Origin of the sequence: Neisseria perflava, assembly GCF_024170405.1 — a bacterium.
Taxonomy (GTDB): Bacteria; Pseudomonadota; Gammaproteobacteria; order Burkholderiales; family Neisseriaceae; genus Neisseria; species Neisseria perflava_B.
The window spans coordinates 163,638-170,519 of the sequence record NZ_JALJYC010000002.1; the positions used below are offsets into that span (position 1 = coordinate 163,638).

At 54.4% G+C, this 6,882-nt stretch carries 9 protein-coding genes; all 9 read left to right on the forward strand.

The features are described from left to right. Positions 1-28 precede the first annotated feature (28 nt). The 9 genes from hisB to J2T37_RS01685 all read left to right on the forward strand — a co-directional run bounded on the left by hisB (position 29) and on the right by J2T37_RS01685 (position 6,680). Complete coding sequence (gene hisB / locus J2T37_RS01645) at positions 29-985, forward strand: imidazoleglycerol-phosphate dehydratase HisB (protein WP_253353455.1); 957 nt, start codon at positions 29-31, stop codon at positions 983-985. Positions 986-1,221: 236 nt separating this feature from the next. Then, positions 1,222-2,088, forward strand: coding sequence for an NAD(P)-dependent oxidoreductase (locus J2T37_RS01650; protein ID WP_253353456.1), 867 nt, complete (start codon positions 1,222-1,224; stop codon positions 2,086-2,088). Positions 2,089-2,241: 153 nt separating this feature from the next. Continuing rightward, on the forward strand, positions 2,242-2,886 hold the full coding sequence (hisH, locus tag J2T37_RS01655) for an imidazole glycerol phosphate synthase subunit HisH (protein WP_253353467.1): 645 nt from the start codon (positions 2,242-2,244) through the stop codon (positions 2,884-2,886). 188 nt (positions 2,887-3,074) lie between these two features. Beyond that, on the forward strand, positions 3,075-3,818 hold the full coding sequence (gene hisA / locus J2T37_RS01660; protein ID WP_253353457.1) for a 1-(5-phosphoribosyl)-5-[(5-phosphoribosylamino)methylideneamino]imidazole-4-carboxamide isomerase: 744 nt from the start codon (positions 3,075-3,077) through the stop codon (positions 3,816-3,818). A gap of 323 nt (positions 3,819-4,141) precedes the next feature. After that, positions 4,142-4,459, forward strand: a complete 318-nt coding sequence (locus tag J2T37_RS01665) for a multidrug transporter MatE (RefSeq protein WP_253353458.1) — start codon at positions 4,142-4,144, stop codon at positions 4,457-4,459. An 80-nt stretch (positions 4,460-4,539) separates the two neighbouring features. Next, positions 4,540-5,307 (forward strand): imidazole glycerol phosphate synthase subunit HisF, encoded by a 768-nt coding sequence (gene hisF, locus J2T37_RS01670; protein ID WP_253353459.1) that lies wholly within the window; start codon positions 4,540-4,542, stop codon positions 5,305-5,307. A gap of 62 nt (positions 5,308-5,369) precedes the next feature. Further along, complete coding sequence (gene hisI / locus J2T37_RS01675; RefSeq protein ID WP_253353460.1) at positions 5,370-5,771, forward strand: phosphoribosyl-AMP cyclohydrolase; 402 nt, start codon at positions 5,370-5,372, stop codon at positions 5,769-5,771. Between the two features lie 81 nt (positions 5,772-5,852). After that, entirely contained in the window at positions 5,853-6,176 is a 324-nt protein-coding gene (locus tag J2T37_RS01680; RefSeq protein ID WP_253353461.1) for a phosphoribosyl-ATP diphosphatase, read from the forward strand. A gap of 180 nt (positions 6,177-6,356) precedes the next feature. Further along, complete coding sequence (locus tag J2T37_RS01685; protein WP_253353462.1) at positions 6,357-6,680, forward strand: histidine triad nucleotide-binding protein; 324 nt, start codon at positions 6,357-6,359, stop codon at positions 6,678-6,680. The last annotated feature ends 202 nt before the right edge of the window (positions 6,681-6,882 follow it).

Here is a 6,882-nt window from a genome sequence, read left to right on the forward strand (position 1 = left end):
ATGCAATAAAACCAAAAGAGAACTCTTCATGAACAAAGCACAACGTCATCTGCAGAATTTTTATCTGCTGATTGAAGAAGCCGGTTCACTGACCAAACTGGCACGTAAATGCGGCTATGAAAATTCCGCCTCCCTGTCACAACTGAAACGCCGTTTGAAAACCCAAGGCGAAGACGACAAAGCGCGCGGCATCCGCCCGAGCTTGGCGGTTAAGCTGGAACAAGGCATGAGCAAGCGCAAAGGCTGGCTCGACCGTGACCACAGCAAAGACTTGGAAAAAGCCACCGCCAAAGCAGAAGCAGAACAGGCCGCAGCCTTGGCGATTGACGCGCCGGCTGTCGAAAGCGCCGTTATGCCGTCTGAAAATACCGATTTTGCCATCTCTACCGAAGGCCGCTTTGTCAGCGTGACCCGCAACACCAGCGAAACCCAAATCACCGTATCGCTGAACCTCGACGGCACAGGCAAAGCGCGTTTCGATACCGGCGTACCGTTTTTGGAACATATGCTCGACCAAATCGCCCGCCACGGCCTGATTGACTTGGACATCGTGTGCAAAGGCGATTTGCACATCGACGACCACCACACCGTCGAAGACATCGGCATTACCCTCGGCCAAGCCTTGAAACAAGCCTTGGGCGACAAAACCGGTATCCGCCGCTACGGTCATGCCTATGTACCGCTCGACGAAGCCTTGAGCCGCGTGGTCTTGGATTTGTCCGGCCGCCCCGGTCTGACCTACAACATCGAATTTACCCGCGCCCTTATCGGCCGCTTCGATGTGGACTTGTTCAGCGAATTTTTCCACGGTCTCGTCAACCACAGCATGATGACGCTGCACATCGACAACCTGCGCGGCACCAATGCCCACCACCAAGCCGAAACCGTATTCAAAGCCTTCGGCCGCGCCCTGCGCATGGCGGTGGAATTCGACGAGCGCATGGCGGGCAAAATGCCGTCCACCAAAGGTACGCTGACAGCGTAACAAAACGTAGGCTGTGTGGCGTAGCCTCGCACACGTTTTCCCGATTGCTTGCGTTTAACAAGGGATTGGAAAGCCGCATACGTGCGTACCGCACACACTCTGCGCATACCAAGGCAAAGGCCGTCTGAAAACAAACCATGTTTTCAGACGGCCTTTTACACGGCAAAATGTAATGTTATGATAAGCCCTGTATTACCTATCAATCAGCAAACCAATAACAACAGGAGAATCTCATCATGCAATCTTATACCAACATCGGCTGGATCGGCATCGGCCAAATGGGTGTGCCGATGGTCAACCGCCTGCTCGACAACGGCATCCAAGTCGGCATTTACAACCGTTCGCCCGACAAAACCCAAGATTTGCAGGCCAAAGGCGCGAAGGTGTACGCCTCGGCTGCCGAACTGGTGCAGGCGCATGAGGTGATCTTCCTGATGGTGTCGGACTACGCCGCCGTGTGCGACATTCTCAATGCCGACATGCAAAAACTGCTTAAAGGCAAAATCATCGTCAACATGAGCACCATCGCGCCGTCGGAAAATCTGGCGGTCAAAGATTTGGTCGAAGCCGCCGGCGGACGCTTTGCCGAAGCCCCCGTTTCCGGCTCGGTCGGTCCCGCCACCAACGGCACGCTGCTGATTCTGTTCGGCGGCGACGCGGATATTCTTGAGCCGCTGCAAAACGTGTTCTCCTGTCTCGGCAAAAAAACCTTCCATTTCGGCGCAGTCAGCAAAGGCTCGGGCGCGAAACTGGTGCTCAATTCTCTGTTGGGCATTTTCGGCGAAGCATACAGCGAAGCCATGCTGATGGCGCGCCAGTTTGAAATTGATGTCGATACCATGATTGAAGCCGTCGGCGGCTCGGCCATGGATTCGCCCATGTTCCAAACCAAAAAATCCTTGTGGAAAGACGAAACCTTCCCCGCCGCCTTTATGCTCAAACACGCCAGCAAAGACCTGAATCTGGCCTGCGCAGAGATGGAAAAAGCCGGCCGCAAGCTGCCCGCCGTCGAAACCACCGCTGCCAGCTACAAGAGCGCCGTGGCCGCCGGTTTCGGCAGCAAAGACGTGGCGGGCGTGTATTTGGATTTGAAACAGCGTTAATATCTGATGACAGGCCGTCTGAAACGGTAAGCGCGTTTTCAGACGGCCTCAACCGTTATCCGCATGAATTTTTTTGCGATTCATGCCTGCTTAGGGTGCGCGGTACACCGCCGCCTACCCTGTATCTCCCGCATCACCGCTTTGGAGCACACCATGAAAATTGCTGTTGTCGATTACGGCATGGGCAACCTGCATTCCGTTTTAAAATCCGTACAGGCCGCGCAGAAGCTGGCGGGTACGGCAGCCGAGATTTACCTCACCGACCAACCCGAAGCCGTGTTTGCCGCCGACAAAATCATTTTCCCCGGCCAGGGCGCCATGCCCGACTGCATGGGCGCATTGCAGCAAAGCGGCTTGGGCGAAGCGGTTTCAGACGGCCTCAAAAACAAGCCATTTTTCGGCATTTGCGTCGGGGCGCAATTATTGTTTGACCACAGCGAAGAAGGCGATACCGCCGGTTTGGGCTGGTTTGGCGGCGAAGTAAAACGCTTTGCGCCCAATCTGCACGACGCGCATGGCGACAAATTGAAAGTGCCGCATATGGGCTGGAACACCGTGCGCCAAACCCAGGCGCACCCGCTGTTCCAAGACATCGCCCAAGATACGCGCTTTTATTTCGTGCACAGCTATTATTTCGCCCCGAGCGACCCGCAAATCGTCTTGGGCACAAGCGAATACCCCGATGAATTTGCCTGTATCGTCGGCAGGGACAATGTCTTCGCCACCCAGTTCCACACCGAAAAAAGTCATGACGGCGGCCTGCTGCTGCTGCGCAATTTCTTGAATTGGCAGCCGTAATCCGATTGGAAAAGAAATCCCGTGTTTCATACCGCCCCATCGTTTCCTTCAATCATGTTGATGAACCGATTATATATTTGCGCAAACAATCGCTAATTTGTGTAAAATACAGCCCGACAAATTCATGATTTTTCAGACGGCCTGTTTGCCAAAGGCCGTCTGAAACGTAATCCACGGAATCTATAACCATGTTACTCATCCCCGCAATCGACTTAAAAGACGGCAGCTGCGTGCGCCTGAAACAAGGCCTGATGGAAGAAGCCACCGTTTTCTCCGACTCGCCCGCCCAAACCGCCGCCCACTGGTTCAAACAAGGCGCGCGCCGCCTGCATTTGGTGGATCTCAACGGCGCATTCGCCGGCGAACCGAAAAATTTTCCCGCCATCAAAGAAATCTTGGCAGCGGTAGCCAAAGACATTCCCGTACAGCTCGGCGGCGGTATCCGTGATTTGCAGACCATTGAAAAATATCTGGATTTAGGCTTAACCGATGTCATCATCGGCACGGCGGCGGTGAAAAATCCCGATTTCGTGCGCCAAGCCTGTAAAGAATTTGCCGGACACATCATCGTCGGCCTCGACGCCAAAGACGGCATGGTCGCCATCGACGGCTGGGCCACCGTAACCGAACACCATGTGATTGATTTGAGCAAACAATTTGAAGACGACGGTGTCAACAGCATTATCTACACCGACATCGGGCGCGACGGCATGATGAGCGGCGTGAACATCGACGCCACCGTCAAGCTGGCCGAAGCGGTGAAAATCCCCGTGATTGCCTCCGGCGGCCTGACCAACCTCGACGACATCCGCGCCCTGTGCGCCGTGGAAAAAAGCGGCGTGGCCGGCGCGATTACCGGCCGAGCAATTTACGAAGGCAGCATTGATTTTGCCAAGGCGCAGCAGTTGGCCGATTCATTGCAGGCCGTCTGAAAAATACCTGACGTTTAAAACCGGCGTGCCGCCCGCACCGCTTCACACTTTTCCCAAGCGGGCAACGCGCACGGTTCATCCGACGGCAAACGCCGTGATACCGCCCTACCGCCACTGAAAAAAATATTACAGGCAGGGTTTGATTATTTTTTGGGTGTGTCGACATTTCATCCGCGAAGCAGATTTTCGAGGGAAAATACGCGGATGCAAGGCGCAAATCGCAGCAAGGTTGGACACCTTGCGAGCATTTGCAACGCAGCAGCCGTGTTTTTTCACCGAAAAGATGCCGCGTAATGAAATGTCAACAGACCCTAGGGGTTCTCATGCTGGAAGCATTTGTACTGGGCTTTTGGTTGGTCTGGTCGGCAAACCGTGAAATCTATCCGCTGAGCGAAAGCCTGTGGTTTACCATCATTGCCGTATTCCTGCGCCAACTGACCGAATTCGAACTGCCGATGATTGACGGCCACTGGCTGGCGTTCAACGGCGTATTATGGGCGTATGTCGCCCTCGTGTTTATCTTGGTCAACCGCTGGAGCAACGGCTTCATGACCACCCTGCTGATGGCCGCAGCCGCCGGTATCGGCTATTTCCAACTGGTGCAGCACCTGCCCTACCTGACGGGCAGCTGGCTGGTTTGACCCGGTTTCACTTTATCCGTTATGCCGTCTGAACGCCCGATACGCTTTTTCAGACGGCCTGGCAAATAGAAGGCATTTTTATGGCACTGGCAAAACGCATTATTCCCTGTCTTGACGTGGACAACGGCCGCGTGGTCAAAGGCGTCAACTTCCTCGGCCTGCGCGACGCGGGCAACCCCGTCGATGTCGCCAAACGCTACAACGACGAAGGTGCCGACGAATTAACCTTTCTCGACATCACCGCCTCTTCCGACAACCGCGACACCATTTTGCACGTCATCGAAGAAGTCGCCTCGCAAGTGTTTATCCCGCTGACCGTCGGCGGCGGCGTGCGCTCCGTGGCCGATGTGCGCCGCCTTTTAAACACGGGCGCAGACAAAGCCAGCATCAATACCGCTGCCGTCACCAACCCCGATTTGGTCAACGAAGCCAGCGGCTTTTTCGGCTCGCAAGCCATCGTGGTCGCCATCGACGCCAAGGCCGTCAATGCCGACAACACGCGCTGGGAAATCTTTACCCACGGCGGCCGTAAACCCACCGGCCTTGATGCGGTCGAATGGGCGGTAGAAATGCAAAAACGCGGCGCGGGCGAAATCCTGCTCACCAGCATGGACAGAGACGGCACCAAAATCGGCTTCAACCTGCCGCTTACCCGCGCCATCAGTGAAGCGGTGGATATTCCCGTTATCGCCTCCGGCGGTGTCGGCAATGTGCAGCATTTGATTGACGGCGTGAAAGAAGGCAAGGCCGACGCGGTATTGGCGGCCAGCATTTTCCACTTCGGCGAAGTCAGCATCCACGAAGCGAAATTGGCGATGCGGGCGGCGGGAATCGAAGTGCGGCTGTAAATCCATCATCAGGCCGTCTGAAAAACAGTTTTTCAGACGGCCTCAACCCAATATACTGTGATATGAACACCGAAAACCTCCTAAAATCCGTCAAATTCGACGAAAAAGGCTTGGTCTGCGCCATCGCCCAAGATTGGCAGAGCAAGCGCGTTTTGATGGTGGCGTGGATGAACGCCGAAGCGCTGCAAAAAACCGCCGAAACCGGTTTTGCCCATTATTACAGCCGTTCGCGCCAAAAGCAGTGGATGAAGGGCGAAGAATCCGGCCATACGCAAAAGGTGCACGAATTGCACTTAGATTGCGACGGCGACGCCATTGTCATGCTGATTGAGCAAAACGGCGGCATTGCCTGCCATACCGGACGCGAAAGCTGCTTTTACCAGCAGTGGGACGGCGAAAAATGGCAAGCCGTTGATCCCGTTTTGAAAGACGAAGCCAGTATTTACGGGCATACCCACGCGTAACCCATGTAGGGTGGGTCTTGACCCACCATTATCCCTATCCCTCAAACCGGTGGGTCAAGACCCACCCTACCGAGTACCGCCATGACCGAATCCGTATTAAGCCAAATCCAAGACGTGATTGACTCACGCAAAAACGCTGACCCTGAAACATCCTATGTGGCGCAACTCCTACACAAGGGCGAAGACAAAATCCTGAAAAAAGTCATCGAAGAGGCTGGCGAAGTGCTGATGGCCTCAAAAGACGGCGAATCTTCCCATCTGGTGTACGAAGTGGCCGATTTGTGGTTTCACAGCATGGTCTTGCTCGCCCACCACGGCTTGCGCGTGGAAGACGTGGTAAACGAGCTGGCGCGCCGTCAAGGTTTGTCGGGCTTGGCGGAAAAAGCCGCCCGCAAAGAAAGCTGAACCTGACACAGCAAGCGCAAACTGTATTACAATCCCGTTTACTTTTTCCGGCCGTCTGAAAAAGGGTAGGTTGGGTTGTAAGCCCAACAATATTATGGCTATTGAAAATTGTTGGGTTTGCAACCCAACCTACGCATTGAATCATTGCCCTTTTTTCAGACGGCCTCTCGGAGCAAAACCATGAGCAACTGTATTTTCTGTAAAATCGCCGCCAAAGAAATCCCTTCCGGCGTGGTGTATGAAGACGACGATATGCTGTGCTTCCAAGACATCAACCCCGCCGCACCGGTACACCTGCTGCTGATTCCGAAAGTCCATTTCGATTCGCTCGCGCATGCCGAGCCGCAGCATGAAGCGCTGTTGGGCAAACTGATGTTGAAAGTGCCGCAAATCGCCGAGGCCGCCGGTCTGACCAACGGTTTCAAAACCCTGATTAATACCGGTAAAGGCGGCGGGCAGGAAGTGTTCCACCTGCATATCCATATTTTGGGTACGCCCGCTTAAACCGAAATAATAATCGTAGGGTACGTGCGGTCGGTACGCACGCGGTTTCCGAAAAATTAAGTTTAAGAAACGCGTGCGTGGCTTGCGCCACACACCCTTGTATATTGAAATCAATATATCATAGCAACCAAACAGGCTGCCTGCCTCAGAATGCACCCTTGGATCTCCATATCCGTTTCGTAGTATAAGAGCGGGCAGCCAC

Bases quoted from the DNA above. Each gene is read 5' to 3' on its own strand.
- hisB (WP_253353455.1), top strand. From the start codon at position 29: ATGAACAAAGCACAACGTCATCTGCAGAATTTTTATCTGCTGATTGAA.
- J2T37_RS01650 (WP_253353456.1), top strand. From the start codon at position 1,222: ATGCAATCTTATACCAACATCGGCTGGATCGGCATCGGCCAAATGGGT.
- hisH (WP_253353467.1), top strand. From the start codon at position 2,242: ATGAAAATTGCTGTTGTCGATTACGGCATGGGCAACCTGCATTCCGTT.
- hisA (WP_253353457.1), top strand. From the start codon at position 3,075: ATGTTACTCATCCCCGCAATCGACTTAAAAGACGGCAGCTGCGTGCGC.
- J2T37_RS01665 (WP_253353458.1), top strand. From the start codon at position 4,142: ATGCTGGAAGCATTTGTACTGGGCTTTTGGTTGGTCTGGTCGGCAAAC.
- hisF (WP_253353459.1), top strand. From the start codon at position 4,540: ATGGCACTGGCAAAACGCATTATTCCCTGTCTTGACGTGGACAACGGC.
- hisI (WP_253353460.1), top strand. From the start codon at position 5,370: ATGAACACCGAAAACCTCCTAAAATCCGTCAAATTCGACGAAAAAGGC.
- J2T37_RS01680 (WP_253353461.1), top strand. From the start codon at position 5,853: ATGACCGAATCCGTATTAAGCCAAATCCAAGACGTGATTGACTCACGC.
- J2T37_RS01685 (WP_253353462.1), top strand. From the start codon at position 6,357: ATGAGCAACTGTATTTTCTGTAAAATCGCCGCCAAAGAAATCCCTTCC.